At 43.5% G+C, this 16791-nt stretch carries 19 protein-coding genes; 4 read left to right on the forward strand and 15 right to left on the reverse strand.

All coding sequences use genetic code 11. The annotated features are described in order from the left end of the window. Together WC955_10935 and WC955_10940 are read right to left on the reverse strand one after the other, a co-directional pair. The coding region (locus WC955_10935; GenBank protein MFA5859562.1) for a hypothetical protein at window positions 1-556 on the reverse strand (556 nt) is incomplete at its 3' end. Window position 557: 1 nt separating this feature from the next. Further along, entirely contained in the window at window positions 558-806 is a 249-nt protein-coding gene (locus tag WC955_10940; protein ID MFA5859563.1) for a JAB domain-containing protein, read from the reverse strand. Between the two features lie 80 nt (window positions 807-886). Here WC955_10940 and WC955_10945 point away from each other — a divergent pair, with 80 nt between their 5' ends. The 3 genes from WC955_10945 to WC955_10955 are packed head-to-tail and all read left to right on the forward strand — an operon-like array spanning window position 887 to window position 1954. Then, on the forward strand, window positions 887-1171 hold the full coding sequence (locus WC955_10945) for a glutaredoxin family protein (protein MFA5859564.1): 285 nt from the start codon (window positions 887-889) through the stop codon (window positions 1169-1171). An 8-nt stretch (window positions 1172-1179) separates the two neighbouring features. Then, on the forward strand, window positions 1180-1692 hold the full coding sequence (locus WC955_10950; protein MFA5859565.1) for a ferredoxin-thioredoxin reductase catalytic domain-containing protein: 513 nt from the start codon (window positions 1180-1182) through the stop codon (window positions 1690-1692). Window positions 1693-1696: 4 nt separating this feature from the next. After that, entirely contained in the window at window positions 1697-1954 is a 258-nt protein-coding gene (locus WC955_10955) for a hypothetical protein (GenBank protein ID MFA5859566.1), read from the forward strand. A 22-nt stretch (window positions 1955-1976) separates the two neighbouring features. Here WC955_10955 and WC955_10960 read toward each other — a convergent pair whose 3' ends face one another. From WC955_10960 to WC955_11015, 12 genes are all read right to left on the reverse strand, one after another. Beyond that, complete coding sequence (locus tag WC955_10960) at window positions 1977-2240, reverse strand: GIY-YIG nuclease family protein (GenBank protein MFA5859567.1); 264 nt, start codon at window positions 2238-2240, stop codon at window positions 1977-1979. After that, a complete protein-coding gene (locus WC955_10965; protein MFA5859568.1) occupies window positions 2241-3650 on the reverse strand; it encodes a phosphoglucomutase/phosphomannomutase family protein in 1410 nt (469 codons plus the stop codon). A gap of 10 nt (window positions 3651-3660) precedes the next feature. After that, a complete protein-coding gene (gene rsmA, locus WC955_10970) occupies window positions 3661-4467 on the reverse strand; it encodes a 16S rRNA (adenine(1518)-N(6)/adenine(1519)-N(6))-dimethyltransferase RsmA (GenBank protein MFA5859569.1) in 807 nt (268 codons plus the stop codon). Then, window positions 4468-7107, reverse strand: a complete 2640-nt coding sequence (gene clpB, locus WC955_10975; GenBank protein MFA5859570.1) for an ATP-dependent chaperone ClpB — start codon at window positions 7105-7107, stop codon at window positions 4468-4470. A gap of 20 nt (window positions 7108-7127) precedes the next feature. After that, window positions 7128-7634, reverse strand: a complete 507-nt coding sequence (locus tag WC955_10980; GenBank protein MFA5859571.1) for an Hsp20/alpha crystallin family protein — start codon at window positions 7632-7634, stop codon at window positions 7128-7130. A gap of 90 nt (window positions 7635-7724) precedes the next feature. Continuing rightward, window positions 7725-8486: a hypothetical protein gene (locus WC955_10985; GenBank protein MFA5859572.1), complete on the reverse strand. Its 762-nt coding sequence runs from the start codon at window positions 8484-8486 to the stop codon at window positions 7725-7727. Window positions 8487-8630: 144 nt separating this feature from the next. After that, a complete protein-coding gene (locus tag WC955_10990) occupies window positions 8631-9941 on the reverse strand; it encodes a phenylacetate--CoA ligase (GenBank protein MFA5859573.1) in 1311 nt (436 codons plus the stop codon). A gap of 17 nt (window positions 9942-9958) precedes the next feature. Next, window positions 9959-10693: an ABC transporter ATP-binding protein gene (locus WC955_10995; GenBank protein ID MFA5859574.1), complete on the reverse strand. Its 735-nt coding sequence runs from the start codon at window positions 10691-10693 to the stop codon at window positions 9959-9961. Further along, on the reverse strand, window positions 10686-11456 hold the full coding sequence (locus tag WC955_11000) for an ABC transporter ATP-binding protein (protein ID MFA5859575.1): 771 nt from the start codon (window positions 11454-11456) through the stop codon (window positions 10686-10688). Before WC955_11000 ends, WC955_10995 begins: the two co-directional genes overlap by 8 nt. 9 nt (window positions 11457-11465) lie before the next feature. Continuing rightward, window positions 11466-12536, reverse strand: coding sequence for a branched-chain amino acid ABC transporter permease (locus WC955_11005; GenBank protein ID MFA5859576.1), 1071 nt, complete (start codon window positions 12534-12536; stop codon window positions 11466-11468). Between the two features lie 6 nt (window positions 12537-12542). Continuing rightward, window positions 12543-13433 carry a branched-chain amino acid ABC transporter permease gene (locus WC955_11010; protein ID MFA5859577.1) on the reverse strand — a complete coding sequence of 297 codons (891 nt, stop codon included), beginning with the start codon at window positions 13431-13433 and terminating at the stop codon, window positions 12543-12545. An 86-nt stretch (window positions 13434-13519) separates the two neighbouring features. Then, window positions 13520-14722 (reverse strand): ABC transporter substrate-binding protein, encoded by a 1203-nt coding sequence (locus WC955_11015; GenBank protein MFA5859578.1) that lies wholly within the window; start codon window positions 14720-14722, stop codon window positions 13520-13522. A 191-nt stretch (window positions 14723-14913) separates the two neighbouring features. Here WC955_11015 and WC955_11020 point away from each other — a divergent pair, with 191 nt between their 5' ends. Continuing rightward, window positions 14914-16113, forward strand: a complete 1200-nt coding sequence (locus tag WC955_11020; protein MFA5859579.1) for a hypothetical protein — start codon at window positions 14914-14916, stop codon at window positions 16111-16113. Here the strand turns inward: WC955_11020 and WC955_11025 are convergent. Beyond that, window positions 16107-16791, reverse strand: a 685-nt coding sequence (locus tag WC955_11025) for a hypothetical protein (protein MFA5859580.1), incomplete at its 5' end; no start/stop codon positions are given. The genes WC955_11020 and WC955_11025 overlap by 7 nt on opposite strands.

Consider the following 16791-nt stretch of genomic DNA (forward strand, 5'->3'; position numbering starts at 1 on the left):
TTATACCCGGCGAACAACACTTTTGGTTTCTTAAACATATTCCACCTCGTTCTATAAAAAGATATGTACGACTGGAACAACAATATTCTAACTCTAAAACCGGGTTAAATACAAGAAAGATTTTCTGTTTTTGGTCATAAGTTAAATCAGCCCGTAAGTTCAGCCTCTTGGTGATAGCGTCCATCTCTTTCTTAAGTTTCTCAGTTTCTTTTTTGTCTGGCTTATAAATCCTCAACAAATGTTCGTTATGGACCTTAAGTTCTTCCTCTGCTGTATTGCGGTCATGCGCTTTTTCGGATAGTATAAAGCCAGATTCTTTGTAGCTAAAGCTGGTATTGTTCTTTGTGTCCACAGATATTATGTCTAATAACTCAATGCTCATCTTCATAAAGTCGGTTGATACTTTCTTGCTGAAATTATCGTCAACAAAGTGTTCGTTCGTGCAGACCACTACGCCCGCGCTGTTGTACAAAATGCTTTTCCTCAAAATGTCCGTAGTGTTGAATTCTTTAATACTCTTATCATAAACCTCGCATGAGTTAACTTTGTTCTTCACATTAAGGTAAAACACAACGTATTGTTTGGTAGCCCGTGACATTAGGGGTTATCGTAGCGTATCTCGTGTCCCCAATAACAATGTGGTCAATAAGGTTTATCCCCACGTTCTTGCAGGAGTTCGCGAGTTTCGCGGTTACTCTAATATCGTCTTCGCTTGGGGTGGGATCCCCCGAGGGGTGGTTATGAACAATAATGATGTTGGAATTATCATTGGAATTTGGATGCAAACTCTCACCCATCTTTTGCATTGAAATATGACCCAAGGGTGTATATAATTATGAAGACAGTAATGTTTTATCTTAAATAACAACGAAAGGACAATTTTTCTATGGCACTGAAGTATACGAAGGTTAACGGAAACAACAAGGGTAAGGTTGTGGTCTACGCACTCAGTACCTGCGGGTGGTGTAAGAAAACAAAACAGTTGCTGGCAACACTGGGAGCGGAGTACGAGTATATCGATGTTGATACAATAACCGGCGCGGACCTTGATGAACTAAAAAAAGTAGTGTATGAATGGAACCCCGTAGGATCATTCCCTACCATAGTGATTAACGATAAAGATTGTATCGTCGGGTTTGATGAAGACAAGATTAAGAAGAGTTTAAAGTAATTAGGAATATGTCGAATACTGATGAAATCACTCAGGAACAGGTAGAACTGTTTTATAAGAAACTAAAATCTGACGCAGAAACTAACGGTTACCTCTTAAACCCGGACACCGGGTTTGTGTACGACCTCATCCGCGGATTACTGACGAATATCCAAAGATACGGGTACCAGGCATGCCCGTGCCGGTTGGCATCCGGCAATAAAACTGCTGACCTTGACCTCATATGCCCGTGTGACTACCGCGACTCTGACCTTAACGACTACGATGCGTGTTACTGCGCGTTGTACATAACAAAAGACGTTGCGGAAGGAAAAAAGAAGTTATCCTCAATCCCTGACCGCCGGTTGAATGAGGAACAACGCAACCTACGCAATTCCGGGCAAACAGAAACGGCAGGTAAACCGTTACCGTATCCCGTCTGGCGCTGTAAAGTTTGCGGGTACCTCGCAGCGAGAACTGACCCGCCGGGTGTATGCCCTGTGTGTAAAGCCACAAAAGAGCGGTTTGAAAGGTTTATGTAATAAAATGAAAAAAATAGTGGCGTTCATCATAGTTTTAGCACTTGCTTTTATATCGTATTATTTATATCGACAGGATAAAGAAAAAAAGTGGTACCGGAACAACGATATGGTAAAAACTTTTGATAAATACAAAAGAAACCTGGCAAAGAACTTGGACAAAAACAAACGCCAGGTTGACAAAGCTTTCCAGGAAACAGAAAAAGAAGTTACTAAAAGCAAAAATGAGCTTCAGAACATGTTCGATGATGCAACGAAAAAATAGTATTTTATCTAAAGTAACATGTTCACAATTTATTTTTCCGCTTAATCAACTCAACTTTTTGTTCACGGGTTAATCGTTTAATCATAGCTTCTTTCCTCAATGCAGAAGATTTATCCTCTGTTCTTTCGGTGTACACCAACTTTTTCACGCCGAATGCGCGGGTATACTTACTCCCGCATCCTTCGCAATGCGCTGTATAGCGTTGTTGTATATTATTAGTTATTCCGGTATACAACGCGTTATTCTTACATTCGATTATGTATACGCACCACGGGGTTGGTTTCATTTACTTACGTGATAATATCCGTTCCCGCGCTTCGTTCAGCATACCCGCAGTTTTCTTCATTGATTCAGATTCCGCGTAGATCCGCACTACAGGCTCTGTCCCGGAAGTACGTACTGCCAGCCAGTTACCTGTGGAGGTCCAGAATTTAATGCCGTCATAACCGCTTACCTTAACAACTTTTTCGCCGGTAAGAGTTTTTAACGGGTTCTTAACCAACCTCGGAATAATTAACATTTTATCGTCGTACTTATAATGCAGGTCTATACGATCATAAAAATATTTCCCAAACTTTTTTTCTATATCCTCCACGGTTTTCGCAAATGGTTGTTTATACGTATAGATCATCTCCGCCAGCATAAGCCCTACCAGCGGGCCATCACGTTCGGGGATATGGTTTTTGAACCCGATCCCCCCGCTTTCCTCTCCGCCGATAAGGATATCGCGTTCCCGCATAAGTTTGCATACATACTTAAACCCCACCGGTGTTTCATGCAGTATTAACCCATAATGGCTACACACATTATCGATTATACGCGATACAGTAACAGTTTTAATAACTTCACCGGACCATTTTTTGTGTTCCAACAAAAAAGGTATCAGGCACGCAACAACTTTCGCGGTGATAACAAACCGCCCTTTTGAATCAATCACACCGCAACGGTCCGCATCGCCATCCGTAGCGAAGCCCGCCTGTGCTTTTACATACTTAACCTCTTCCACCAGCGGCTGCATACAAGACAGTATAGGTTCCGGGTTTTTACCGTCAAACATAGGGTCTGGGTTCGCACGGATTGTATCTATGCGGTTACGTTTCCCGATAAGCTGTTCAATAATATCATCCCCGCATCCGTGCATAGAATCAATCACGAGGTTAAGCCCGTGAAGTTTATCAACAGGGACAAGTTTGCGGAGTGTATCAACATATTTTTGCATAAAATTGTGGGTAGCAAGATTTTTTGTTATCTTAGCAGCCTCATTCTTGGGAACATTTTTATAAAGTTCCTTTGCGATAGCGGATGTGATATCAGTATCCGCTGAACCACCGAACGGCCCTTTGAACTTAACACCGTTCCACTCACCGGGATTATGCGATGCTGTTACCATCACACCGGAAGAACATTTATGGGATACTACCGCCAATGATAATGCCGGGGTTGGTAAGTGATTATCTGAAAGTATAACTTTAATACCATTACTCGCAACAGTTTCCGCAACGGTATGCGCGAACTTCGCGGACATAAACCTGCGGTCATACCCCACAACCACAGGCTTACTTGACTGCCGGGTTTTTATTAACCAATCCGCGTATGCTTGCGAGATTATTCTTACATTAGCGTAGGTATAGGTATCCCCGATAATACCCCGCCATCCGTCCGTCCCAAAAGTTATTATGTTTTTTATGTTACCCATATTCCTCCGATTATCTTACAAAAGTATGAAGTGTCTTGGTGATAAGAATAAACTGTTCGATACTCAACGTTTCCGCCCTCGCAGACGGGTCAATCCCCGCGACGGTAAGTTTTTGGGTAATACCGTCTTTACTAATCCCTGCATACCCGTCAAGCGTATTCGCTAACGTTTTCCTCCGCTGCCCAAACGCTGCATGGACAATCGCAAAAAAAGTATCCTCAATCTCCGCGGGGACTAAAGGCGTTGCACGGCGGGTAAGTTTAACGATTATTGACTCAACCTTAGGTACAGGCTTAAACGCAACCGCGGGTACTCTTCTCACAATTTCTGTTGACGCATAGGCTTGTGTTGCGATACTCAGTATCCCGTAACGTTTAGAACCCGGCGCTGCGCACATACGCTGCCCAACTTCGTTTTGTACCATAATAACCGCGTATGCCCATTGTGGTAACGACAATACTTTACGTATGATCGGTGTGGATATATAGTATGGTAAGTTCGCGGCGATAAGTATCCTCCCTGTGGTTCCAAGCTTGAGTTCACCAAATTTTTTTGTGAACCCATACCGCATAACATCGTCATTAACGAGTTCTAGGTTAGGGTACGCCCTCAACTTTTTACGCAAAAAATTTGTTAGTTTTGGATCTATCTCCACAGCAACAACTTTTGTGCCGGTAGCAAGTAACGGTTCAGTCAATACCCCGCGCCCGGGCCCGATCTCAAATACAACATCTTCTTTTACCGGTGCAACCGCTATTGTTATATCACGTACCACACTTGAATCTATTAAATAATGCTGACCTAATGCCGCGCCCATTTATTTTTTTATTAACTCCAAAAATGTTATATCATCACGTTTAACTGTATCAACAACAACTGTATCCCCGTCTTTGAACACGCCTTCCATTGTTTTTACGGCTAACGGGTTAAGGACGTTAGTTTGGATCACACGTTTTAACGGCCTGGCTCCATAGGATGGGTCAAATCCTTTATCAGCAATCCATTTTTTTGCTGAATTTGTTACCTCGACCTTCACCTGCCGGTCGGATAAACGTTTATTCACTAACCCCAACTGTATATCAACTATATCGATAATATTATCTTTTGTCAATGAATTGAATACCACAAATTCGTCGATACGGTTAAGGAATTCCGGCCGAAAATGTTTTTTTATTAATTCAAACGCAGTATCTTTATTAAACCGTTCCGTCTTTTTTCGTTTATTATCAGTAACAAAACCTTCAACCTCGGTATTCCCGCCTTCAGACCCGATATTTGATGTCATTATGATAACCGTATTCCTGAAATTAACCGTCCTCCCCTGCCCGTCAGTAAGGCGTCCGTCATCAAAGATTTGTAACAATACATTGAATACATCAGGATGCGCTTTCTCAATTTCATCAAATAAAACCACGGCATAAGGACGACGGCGGATACGTTCGGTTAACTGCCCGCCTTCATCGTACCCAACATAACCCGGCGGTGCGCCCAGCATACGCGATACCGCATGTTTTTCCATGTACTCCGACATATCGACACGGATAAGATTATTCTCATCGTCAAACATAAATTCAGTTAATGCTTTTGATAACTCCGTCTTCCCGACACCCGTAGGGCCGAGGAACATAAACACGCCAATCGGGCGGTTAGGGTCCTGTAAGCCCGCACGGCCGCGCCGGATTGCGTTGGATACCGCAGTAACCGCGTCATGCTGACCGATAACACGGTGGCTAAGACGGTCTTCCATCTTCAATAATTTTGACATTTCAGACTCCAGCATCCGCGCTACGGGTATGCCGGTCCATTTATTAACCACTACCGCGATATCTTCCTCCCCGATTTCCTCTTTTAATAACGCACCATTTTTTTGGATATCCTTAAGTTCCGCGTTTTTGTTCTCTAATAACTTCTGTAAATCCGGGATTGTACCATACCGTAATTCCGCAACTTTGTTGAGGTCACCCACGCGTTCCGCTGCGAGTTCTTCATTCTTCAGGTGTTCAATTTTTTCTTTTGTAGCGTGTATAGAATTAATAACCTCCTTTTCTTTCTCCCATTTCAACCTTAATTCTTCGTATCCTTCACGTATCTCGGATAACTCTTTCTCAATTTCTTCCGCCCGGGCTTTTGCTTTTTCATCAGAATCTTTCTTCAACGCTTCACGTTCGATCTCTAACTGCCGTATACGCCGTGCTTGTTTATCAAGTTCAGCGGGCATACTGTCAATCTCTACGCGTAAACGCGCAGCGGCTTCGTCAATTAGGTCAATCGCCTTATCCGGAAGAAAACGGTCAGATATATACTTCGCTGATAATTTTGCCGCGGCAATCAGCGCACTGTCTTTAATCTTGATCCCATGGTGAAGTTCATACTTTTCCTGTAATCCCCGCAGGATCGCGATTGTATCCTCAATCGAAGGTTCATTAACAATCACCGGCTGGAACCTGCGTTCAAGCGCAGCGTCTTTCTCGATATGCTTACGGTATTCATCAAGTGTTGTTGCACCTATACATTTGAGTTCACCCCGCGAGAGCATGGGTTTCAGGAGATTAGCCGCATCAACCGCGCCTTCGGCATTACCCGCCCCGACAATTGTGTGGAGTTCATCTATAAACAATATAATCTTTCCCTGTGCGGCTGAGATTTCTTTGAGTACCGCCTTTAACCGGTCTTCAAACTCGCCACGGAATTTCGCACCCGCAATTAATGAACCTATATCCAAAGAAATAACCTGTTTATTCTTCAAACTTTCCGGGACATCACCCGATACTATCCGCTGTGCCAACCCTTCCGCAATCGCGGTCTTCCCCACCCCGGGCTCACCGATGAGTACCGGATTATTTTTTGTACGCCGGGAAAGGATCTGTATTACCCTACGGATTTCTTCATCCCTGCCGATAACAGGGTCAAGCTTACTTTTTTTAGCTGCGTCGGTTAGGTTGCGGCTGTAACGTTCCAGTGCCTGGTACTTACTCTCAGGATCGGGATCCGTAACGTTCTGTGTCCCGCGGACTGATGAAAGTACGGTATAAACTTTTTCTTTTGTCACACCATTACTTGTGAGCACGCGTTCTGCCTGGCTGCCTGTAGAGGATAGGATACCTAATAATAAATGTTCGGTACTAACATACTCATCCTTCATACGTTTAGCTTCATTAAACGCAGAGTCAAACACGCGGCGGAGGTCCGGGGATACGTACAACTGTCCCGGTGTATTATTACCACTATTACCGCTAACCTGCGGGATGCTTGAGAGTAAGGAAACTACCTGTGAGGTTAACGCGTTAACGTTTATGTTAAGCTTTGCCATTACTGCCGGGACAATACCATCCGCCTGGGTTAATGCTGCATGGAGGATATGTAGCGAGGTAACCTCCTGATGCCCGTTTTGTTCAGCATAACTACTTGCGGAGATCAGTACATCCTGTGCTTTTGTTGTGAACTTATCTTGTCTCATATATATTCAATTATCTCCTTCTAATTATCAATAATCGTATTCCTGCTCCCGCTACGGCCATTCATAGTTTTCGGGAGGACGATCTTTAATACGCCATTAACTATGGTCGTGCGTATCCTTTGCTGCTGCACACCGCAGGGTAAGGTAAACATCCGGGAGAATGCTCCATAGGAGCACTCACTGCGGATACAGTTGCCCTTATCATCTCTCTCCACAGAACCCTTACGTTTTTCACCGCGGATTGATACTATATTATTAAAATATTCAACTTTCACGCTTTTACTATCCACACCCTGTGCTGCAATGGTTACCGTATAATCCTTCACGGATTCCGTGATCTTAACCTGCGGCCATTCGTCTTCTATTCCCACACCAAACGGGGTAAGGAATGTTTGAAAAAAAGGTGAGCCTTCTAATAGTTCATCCAGAAGGTTGAGTTCAGTATCGTACTCTTTGCGTACCGGTTTCAGTAACGCAAGTTTTTGCGTTACTTTACCCCGGGGTTTACTTTTTGGTTTCTTATACATGTATTTACCTTAAAATTACTGGTGTATCACCTGTAAAGCCTTCATAGAAGTAGATGATATACAGGCGTAAACGGTTCACTCTTTCTTTTGTTAATCCGCCCAGGGCAGCCCATCAAGTTTTTCGGAGAACGTATTCAACTGTGCCCAGCCTGTGAGGCCGGTTTCTGTTTTTATGAGGTACCAGTCACGGAACCAGTCTGTCATATCATCACCTTTATCAGTATCAACATACTTTCCGGATACATCGCAGGTAAGTAATATAACCTCGCTCCCCACCCGCGGAGTAGCGACAATAATACGTTCCATCCGTGATTTGTATAACATAAACGATTCTTTAACCTTACCGGCAACCCCTACGTAGTACAATTCCTGCGGGACCGGGATCAATTCGTGGTCCTGTGATAACACGTACTTCTCACGTTTTTTCCAGAAGCCCAGCCAGTCATCCGCATAAACAATACCGTTACCCGGGAATACCGGCCACCGTACGAGCCGGCCTGCTTGTTTAACCGCAATACCGGTGTACTGGTATATAAGATACTCATCATCGTCACTTGGCCCCGGGGAATGCACTGCTACTTCCTTATATTTATCCGATGAATCAATATCGGTAATAATAAACCCATCCGGCGCACCGGTATAAAGTTTATCTTTAACAATGATTGTACCGATGGTAAGCACAAAATCACCGGCGTCTCCCACGGCTTTCACTGTAACGGTTTCACTTTTTTTGTCACCATTAAGCTCAGCTGTAGCGGTTAATACAAACTTATTCTGTCCGGCGATTATGCTGTGCGGTTGAATTGTAATTATTGCTATCAACAATAATGTAACTATAAAAAAACGTGGCATTAATTTTTACCCATAAAATCCTTCCCACTCAATATTTTACAACTTTTCCGGGATTTATAATAGACAATGCGGGGTGGGTAGCCGTACTCGCGCAATAATCGTTTTGCAGACAAAACGAAAGAAGATGTTTGGTTGTTTACTATCTCATTTTTTACGGTTATCCACCACACGCACGGTTTTATTATCCGCTACGAACTTCAATGATTTGGGTTCCACCAGCGTAATCCTGGGTTTCATAATCCCAAGTTCAGTTTCTAAGGATTTAACAATATTTGTCTTTAACAACTCCAACCCCTTAATCTCATCAAACGCGGGAAGTTTATCCGAGATTTCAATCTTAACCTCAATTGTATCCGCCCCGTCTTTGTTATCAAGGATAATCTGGTAGTTCGGTTCAACGCCTTCCGCCGTGAGAATAACTTTTTCTATCTGTGACGGAAAAAATTTTGTACTGTTGAAGAATATCATATCATCCGTCCGGCCGGAAACACGTGTCATCCTCGCTAAGGTACGCCCGCAGGTACAGGAAACATTGTTTACTGACGAAATATCGCCTGTGCGGTAACGGATAAGCGGGAATCCTTCTTTTGTTATTGTTGTGAATACGAGTTCACCGGGATCACCGGGTTTTACAGGATTCATTGTCTTCGGGTCAATAACTTCTACTATAAAATGGTCTTCGTTTATATGCAGCCCGCATTTATACTCGCATTCTGCGGCTACGCCGGGGCCTATGATTTCGCTTAACCCGTACGTATCATACGCTTTGATCCTCAGTTTTTCTTCTATATAGCTGCGTAGTGACAAACTCCAGGGTTCCGCACCAAAAAGGCCGGTCTTCAGGAATAATTGTTCCGCGTGGATCCCGCTTTCCGCTACGGCCTGGATTATGCTGAGGATATACCCCGGAGTACTGAGGATAACCGTGGTTTTAAAATCGCGCATTATGGTTAACTGTTTTTGAAAATTATCACTTGCCGACGCGGGGATCACTGATGCGCCGATACGTTCCGCACCGTAGTGAAACCCGAACCCGCCGGTGAATAAGCCGTAGTTAAACGCTATCTGCACGATATCCTGGTTTGTAACACCCGCAGAGATAAGCGTTCTTGCCACAACTTCCGACCAGTTATGCAGATCATTTTTTGTGTAGCCCACTACCACAGGCTTACCTGTAGTACCCGAGGTTGTGTGGATCCTTACGATATCGCGTAACGGTACGGCAAACATGTCGTACGGATATGCGTTACGCAAATCGTCATGCGTGGTGAACGGCAAATTTTTTATGTCATTAACGCTGTTAATATTTTCGATATTAACGTTATACTCGTTAAACTTGTTTTTGTAAAACTTAACATTGCGGTACACGCGGTTAAGCGTTAACTGTAACCGTTCAATCTGTAATTGTTCAAGTTCTGTACGGTTAATAGCCTCGTATTTAGCGTTATAAATCATGTGTTTTGCCCCTCCGGTTAATCATTAATTTTTTTGTATTCTTTCCCGAGATACGCGCGCTGGACATCACGGTTGTTTAGTAGGTCAGCGGAGGTGCCTTCAATCATCACCTGGCCGGTCTCCATAACATACCCGCGGTCAGCAACGGATAACGCGAGTTTCGCGTTTTGTTCAACTAACAAGATTGTTATCCCATCCTTGCGTAACTGCGTGATTGCTTCAAATATCTTTTTTACTACCAATGGCGCTAGGCCCATTGAAGGTTCGTCCATCATTATAAGTTTTGGGTTGGACATCAACGCACGGGATAATGCCAGCATTTGTTGTTCACCCCCGGATAACGTACCCGCAAGCTGATATTGCCTGTCTTTTAATACAGGAAACATGGCGTGTACGCGGTTACGTGTAAGGTTTATTTCATCAACATTTTTCCGTGTGTACTGCGGGTACGCGCCTAACCTCAGGTTTTCGTAGACACTCATTGAGGCAAAAAGTTCGCGTCCTTCCGGGATCAGCGCTGTGCCGAGAGTAACAATTTTTTCGGGGGGCATCCCGTCAATACGGTTACCGGAGAAATAAATCTCGCCGCCCCGTGGCTTGATCACCCCGGAGATTGTGTTTAACAACGTACTTTTCCCCGCGCCATTCGCACCGATGATCGTAACGATCTCGCCGGGGTTTATGTGCAGGGACACTTTGCGTAATACTTTAAGATTCCCGTATCCTGACTCAAGGTTGCGGAGTTTAAGCATCGCTATCGTCTCCTAGGTACACCTTAATAACTTCAAGGTTCTGCTGGATATCTTTTGGAGTACCATCAGCTATTTTTTCCCCGTAGTTCAGTACCGCTATGGAGTCTGAGATATCCATTACCAATGACATATCGTGTTCCACCATAAGAACTGTTATCCCCAGGGCTGATTTTATTTTCAGGATTAACTCCGCAAGGCTTTGTGTCTCATGGATATTCAAGCCCGCAGCGGGTTCATCCAGTAATAAAAGTTTTGGTTCCGCAGCTAATGCCCGCGCTATCTCAACATACCTTTGTTTACCAAACGGTAAACTTCCCGCATCGCGATCCTCTAAATCCGATACCTGCAGCAACTCAAGTAGTTCACGCGCTTTCTCACGTATTTTCAGGCCTTCATTCCTTGCGGAACGCGTGTTTAATGCCGCAGCGATAAATCCGGCTGAGGTTCTTACGTGTCGCCCGGTCATAACGTTCTCTAAGACTGTCATCCTGGAGAATAATTTTATGTTCTGGAATGTCCGCGAAATTCCTCTTGAGGTAATCTCGTATGCGTGTAATCCCTGGATAGTTTTCCCGTTAAACTCTACAACCCCGCTGTCTAAACGGTGATACCCCGCGATGAGGTTAAACAATGTAGTCTTCCCTGCGCCATTCGGCCCGATAACGGATTTTATGGTGCATTCCTCAACAGTAAACGAAACATTATTAACGGCATGCAGGCCGCCAAAATGTTTGTTTACCCCCATAACCTCGAGTAAGCTCATATCTTGTATTTACGCTTTCTTTCTAAAACTAAACTTCCGGAGGATGCCATCCGGTGTGAAAAGCATTATCGCTATCAGTATCGCGCCGAATACTATATCATCATAACTCCCGAAGTAGCCGCGTAAGGATAAAAAGTTTAACAGCGTACCTATGATAACCGTACCCCAGATATTTGCCATTCCCCCTACAGCAACGATTGAGACGTACCTCACGGATTTCATGACACCCGCTTCGGACGGGCCAATCCCGCCGTTGTAGTGCGTAAGAAATACACCGGCTACCGCAGCGAAGGCTGCACTGATAATAAAAATATAAAGTTTATACTTTGAAACATTAATCCCAACAGACTCCGCAGCGTCTTCCCCGCTGTGTAACGAACGTAATGCGCGTCCTACCCTTGAATTAATAATGTTTTGAGCAATAATGATGCCTGTGATCACAAGTATCCATGCGATATAATAATTCTGTACCTTAAACCCTGTTTGACCGGTCACCTGCAATAAACCCGGGATCAACGTAAATCCCGGGACGGATGATATACCGTCTGCCTCTCCAAATATTTTTGTTCCCAGCGCTATACGATAAATTATTGTCCCAAACCCTAACGTCGCCATAGCAAGGTAGTGGCCTTTAAGTTTTAAAACCGGAACACCGATGATATATGCTATCCCAAGGGTAATAACCACTGCGAGTATCAATGCCAGCATCGGGGAAAGGTAGTATAGGGTTGAACCGTAAATATCATTTGATTTTACGATTATCCCGATAGTACCCAATACTTTAAGTACCGCCGTATCCTTATAAACCGCTAAATTCTGGGTGGTAAGTACCGCGGAAACGTATCCTCCGATTGCAAAAAACCCGGCCTGGCCCATAGATATTTGCCCGGCATAACCCATTAGCATGCATAGCCCGACAACTACAAGCGAGTAATACGCTGACATTGTGAGCTGGGTAAGCATAAACTCTTTACCCCCAAATGAAATTATCTGTTGAAGCAGGATTACCGCTATTATCCCTGTAATAGCGGATGAGTGTTTTAAAATAAAACCCTTGAGGTATCCCCAAATATTTTTCATAAATATTTAAAACTCCTGCAGCCGCAACGCTTCTTTATTCCCAAATAATCCGCCCGGGCGGACAAACAGTATTGCCAGCATTATCACAATTGAGATTGCGTCGATATACGCTAACGGCATAAGTATTATACCGTACGATTCTATCAGCCCAAGTAATAACCCTGCAACTACTGCCGCGGTACTGTTCCCTAACCCGCCGAGGATTGCAACAGTAAAACCTTTAATTGCGATAGCCGTCCCGCAATCGTACCGTGTCTGTGTTATCGGCGAAATTACGCATCCCGCAAGCGCGCCAATCGCGGCACTTAGGATAAACGACAGGGTTACCATGTTTTTGGCGTTAACCCCGCATAACCGCGCAGCAGTACGGTTAACCGCGCATGCACGCATTGACTGTCCTATAAGCGTATACTTAAAAAACAGTGTCAGCGCAATGACTGTGATACAGCAGATACCTAGTACCCACAATACCTGCGGCGAGATATACGCACCAAAGATGTTTATTGATGAACACTCGTCACCGGTAAAGTATGGTAATGATTGTACGTTCCTGCCCCAAATGTGTAACGCGAGTTCTCGCATGACAATGGATAATCCAATCGTAATGATTATCATTCTCAGTACTGCCGGGTTGTTGAGCCAACGAAAAAACAGAAGTTCAATCACGGCGCCAAGCAGTGCTGTGATTATTACCGCACATAGGACCGCAAGGGGTAACGGCATAAACTGGTTCAGCGTAATAGCCGTCATCGCGCCGATCATAAGAAATTCGCCCTGCGCGAAGTTTATTATCCCTGTAGTGTTGTATATGATATTGAACCCGATAGCGGTAATCGCATAGATAATACCGATCGTGATTCCCGAAAAAAAGTATTGTAATATCTGTTCTATACCCATAAGTTTAATTTGATAAAAAGATTAAAAAAGGGAGTATTTTGTTTTCAACATCAATACTCCCTTTTTCGGTTTATACAAAAAAACAATTACTTCGCGTAAACCACAAACTTGCCGTTTTTCACGGTTAACATCTCAAACCCGTTAATATCAATACCGTTATGGTCCGTCGGTGTAAAGTTGAATATCCCGGCAGTACCGACTAACCCTTTTGTATTCTCAATCGCATCCCGTGCTTTATCCGGATCAACGACACCCGCGGTTTCAATAGCTTTACTGATTATCAGAATCGCGTCATACGCATGCCCGCCGAATGTACTGACATCTTCTTTATACTCGGTTTCATAATCTTTTTTGTACTTCATCAACAATTCTTTTTGTTTATTCGTTACTGGCAACGTTTCCGCAACAAGGAGGCGCCCGCAGGGGAAGATAATACCTTCCGCAGCTTTACCAGCAGCTTTTACGTAGTTAATATTGCCAAACCCGTGGGATTGGAATAACGGAACATTGAAGTTCATTTGTTTCATATTCTTCGCAACAATTGCCTGCGCGGGTTCGATTGACCAGTTGACCACCGCCTGCACTTTTTGGGATTTAAGTTTTGTTAATACACTTGTGAGATCCGTCGCTTCTTTGTCATAGACTTCACTTGCGATTATTTGTATAGAATGTTCTGTCGCAAGTTTTTCTACCTGCGCCTTACCTGCGTTACCGAACCCTGTATTGCTGGCAATAACGCCGATTTTTGAGATTTTAAGTTTTTTCATGGTTGCAAATATTTTGCGGACCGCATCACTGTCATTTTGCGGTGTTTTGAAGACATACTTCGCAACTGGGTTAACTATAACTTCCGCTGCAGCACAGGAAAGCATTAATGTTTTTCCTTGTTCACATATATCTTTAATCTTCATTGTTTCACCGCTGGTGGTTGGGCCAATGATTGCAAAAACTTTTTCTTCTTCAATCAACTGTTTTGCAAACGAAATAGCTTTCTCCGGGCTTGCGCCGGTATCTTTAATGATTAACTGCACTTTTTTACCGAGAATTCCGCCGGCAGTATTTATTTGTTTAACCAGCATCTCCGCGGTTTTAGCTTCCGGCGCACCAAGGTTTGATGCCGGGCCGGTTACTGCGAATATAGCGCCGATTTTGATTACATCCGCTGATACGGGCGTTGTTGCAGCAGCGGGGACAGGGACAACCGGTTCTGCTGTAAACACCGGGGCTACCAAGGTTAATGCCAGTAATGCGGACATCGTGATGCACAACAAGTTTGATTTGTGTACCATAAAACTTTTTCTTTCCTCCTTATAATAAATATCTGCGGTACTACTGACTGCAATATCAATGTATATTCTATATATTCCATGTAATAAGTCAAGGAAGGACACGGTAAAATTAATTGTTGCATAAAAAATGTTTATTTGTTAACATTTTTTACAGCCTGTTGTTGTAAGGAATATTTTATTAGGGAGGGAAAATGAAGAAGTTTTTAGTTGTATTTCTCAGCTTGATTCTACTTACACAGGTTAGTATGGTAATCGCGGAAGACGCACCCACAGCAGTGGGGCAGCAAGCTCCGGCAGTAGCAGTAGTGGAAGTACCAAAGAAAAAAGAGTTGATGCCGTTAACCTTCTCCGGGTACGTTCGCCTGCGGACGTTATGGGAAGAACAGGGTACGCTTGACGAGAATTTTACGTTCCGTTTTGATGAATGGTCACTCGGATTGAAGAAAGACCTTAATGAAAACGTAAACGCCGTAGTTGCTGCGCTTATTTACGGAGGTAACTATTTCTTTTTAGAACACGCGTATGTAGATTTTAAAAATATGCCGTTGAACGGTATCATCCGTGTCGGTGCATCAAGAAACTCATGTTTTGGCCTTGTTCCCGGATTTCCTAGCCGTAAGACCACGAATTACGGGATGGTATCAATGGCGTTCACAATGGACCGTATCATTGGCGTACAGTACTTAATGAAACCAATCAAAATGTTGGAACTCAACGTTGGATTGCACAACGGGCCGGATATAAAAACACGTAACGTTGGAGAAGGGGCGCAGGTTGTTGCTATAATGGCAGATCGTGACCAAACATTCTCAGGCGTAATGCGTAATGATACAGATATAAATAAAGACCTCTCCGCGAGATTAGGGATTGTATTAGATAAAATTGCAAACATTGGCCTTTCCGGCACATACGGGCGGTTGTCAAACAATGACCTCGCTACGGTTAATACCGCAGCGGGACGCGCAGGAACCTTGTTGTGGACTGATAAAACAAAATCGAGGCTCGGGCTTGATTTTATGTTCACAATGCTTGACCCTATCATCTGCCAGGGTGAATATTATTATGGGCAGAACAGCGAGTTCGGCCTTACGGGCGCACAAATAATGCTTGGGTATCAACTTAAACAAAAAGTAATGGATAAAGGTAAAGAAGTACAGAAACCGTGGATCGATTTTCTTTGCCGTTACGGTGAACTCACACCGAATGTGGAAGCAAAACCTACGTTATCACAAACCTGGAAACTATACCAGGGTGTGTTCTCAACAGTCTGGCGGTTCGCACCTGGCATGCAACTACAGTTTGAATACGAAAAGAATTATGAGAAAGACGCTGGGTTAGCGAATCAGGTAAAGAACGACTTTGCGTTGGTTGAACTAACATTTTTCTATTGATAATTTGATGTAGAGTAAACTTTTTCCGGGATAATATCGATCCCGAAAACATCTAAGTTTCCTCTCAACACAGTTTGGTTGTCATCAACATATAAGGTAAGGTAAAACAATAGCCATGGGATTGATACTTTTATCTTATATGCAGGCACTTGCTGGCCTTTATACATAATTGTTGCGGTTTTCCCCAGGGTTTCAACTTTTGTATCGCACCACTCAATCTTGTTTTCATTTAAATACGACATGTTGTAAACACCATTCGGTTTTTTGTATTCATTATTGATAAGGAACAACGCGATACCCATGGCGGTATAGTCGCCAAGTTTTAAGGGTAGGTCTTTACTTTTTTTCTTCCCTTTAGATGATTCAAGCGTGAGGCATAGTTTATCTTTTACAGAAGTACCCTCAATATTCCTGATTTCCTCCGGGGTTTTAATAACAGTTTTTATTGTGCGGACATACAGTTTATGGTCAATGGTATTATATTCATCAGTTGTAGTTTCTTTCCCAAAGAAAGGTATCGGAATGTTGGAGTACGCTTTTAATGTACAGGCATACACTTCTTCCCCCGCAATTACGGTTGTAGAATCAATAATCTTTACTTTGATATACCCGAACCTATTACCGTCTTTATAAAACCCAGCTTGTTGATTGAATACCACATGTTCCGCGGAGAACGTA

The organism is Elusimicrobiota bacterium (genome assembly GCA_041658405.1).
Classification (GTDB): Bacteria; Elusimicrobiota; UBA5214; order JBBAAG01; family JBBAAG01; genus JBBAAG01.

What these genes read in the sequence shown, in the direction of transcription:
- WC955_10940 (MFA5859563.1), bottom strand. Translation starts at nt 806, where the DNA reads ATGCAAAAGATGGGTGAGAGTTTGCATCCAAATTCCAATGATAATTCC.
- WC955_10945 (MFA5859564.1), top strand. Translation starts at nt 887, where the DNA reads ATGGCACTGAAGTATACGAAGGTTAACGGAAACAACAAGGGTAAGGTT.
- WC955_10950 (MFA5859565.1), top strand. Translation starts at nt 1,180, where the DNA reads ATGTCGAATACTGATGAAATCACTCAGGAACAGGTAGAACTGTTTTAT.
- WC955_10955 (MFA5859566.1), top strand. Translation starts at nt 1,697, where the DNA reads ATGAAAAAAATAGTGGCGTTCATCATAGTTTTAGCACTTGCTTTTATA.
- WC955_10960 (MFA5859567.1), bottom strand. Translation starts at nt 2,240, where the DNA reads ATGAAACCAACCCCGTGGTGCGTATACATAATCGAATGTAAGAATAAC.
- WC955_10965 (MFA5859568.1), bottom strand. Translation starts at nt 3,650, where the DNA reads ATGGGTAACATAAAAAACATAATAACTTTTGGGACGGACGGATGGCGG.
- rsmA (MFA5859569.1), bottom strand. Translation starts at nt 4,467, where the DNA reads ATGGGCGCGGCATTAGGTCAGCATTATTTAATAGATTCAAGTGTGGTA.
- clpB (MFA5859570.1), bottom strand. Translation starts at nt 7,107, where the DNA reads ATGAGACAAGATAAGTTCACAACAAAAGCACAGGATGTACTGATCTCC.
- WC955_10980 (MFA5859571.1), bottom strand. Translation starts at nt 7,634, where the DNA reads ATGTATAAGAAACCAAAAAGTAAACCCCGGGGTAAAGTAACGCAAAAA.
- WC955_10985 (MFA5859572.1), bottom strand. Translation starts at nt 8,486, where the DNA reads ATGCCACGTTTTTTTATAGTTACATTATTGTTGATAGCAATAATTACA.
- WC955_10990 (MFA5859573.1), bottom strand. Translation starts at nt 9,941, where the DNA reads ATGATTTATAACGCTAAATACGAGGCTATTAACCGTACAGAACTTGAA.
- WC955_10995 (MFA5859574.1), bottom strand. Translation starts at nt 10,693, where the DNA reads ATGCTTAAACTCCGCAACCTTGAGTCAGGATACGGGAATCTTAAAGTA.
- WC955_11000 (MFA5859575.1), bottom strand. Translation starts at nt 11,456, where the DNA reads ATGAGCTTACTCGAGGTTATGGGGGTAAACAAACATTTTGGCGGCCTG.
- WC955_11005 (MFA5859576.1), bottom strand. Translation starts at nt 12,536, where the DNA reads ATGAAAAATATTTGGGGATACCTCAAGGGTTTTATTTTAAAACACTCA.
- WC955_11010 (MFA5859577.1), bottom strand. Translation starts at nt 13,433, where the DNA reads ATGGGTATAGAACAGATATTACAATACTTTTTTTCGGGAATCACGATC.
- WC955_11015 (MFA5859578.1), bottom strand. Translation starts at nt 14,722, where the DNA reads ATGGTACACAAATCAAACTTGTTGTGCATCACGATGTCCGCATTACTG.
- WC955_11020 (MFA5859579.1), top strand. Translation starts at nt 14,914, where the DNA reads ATGAAGAAGTTTTTAGTTGTATTTCTCAGCTTGATTCTACTTACACAG.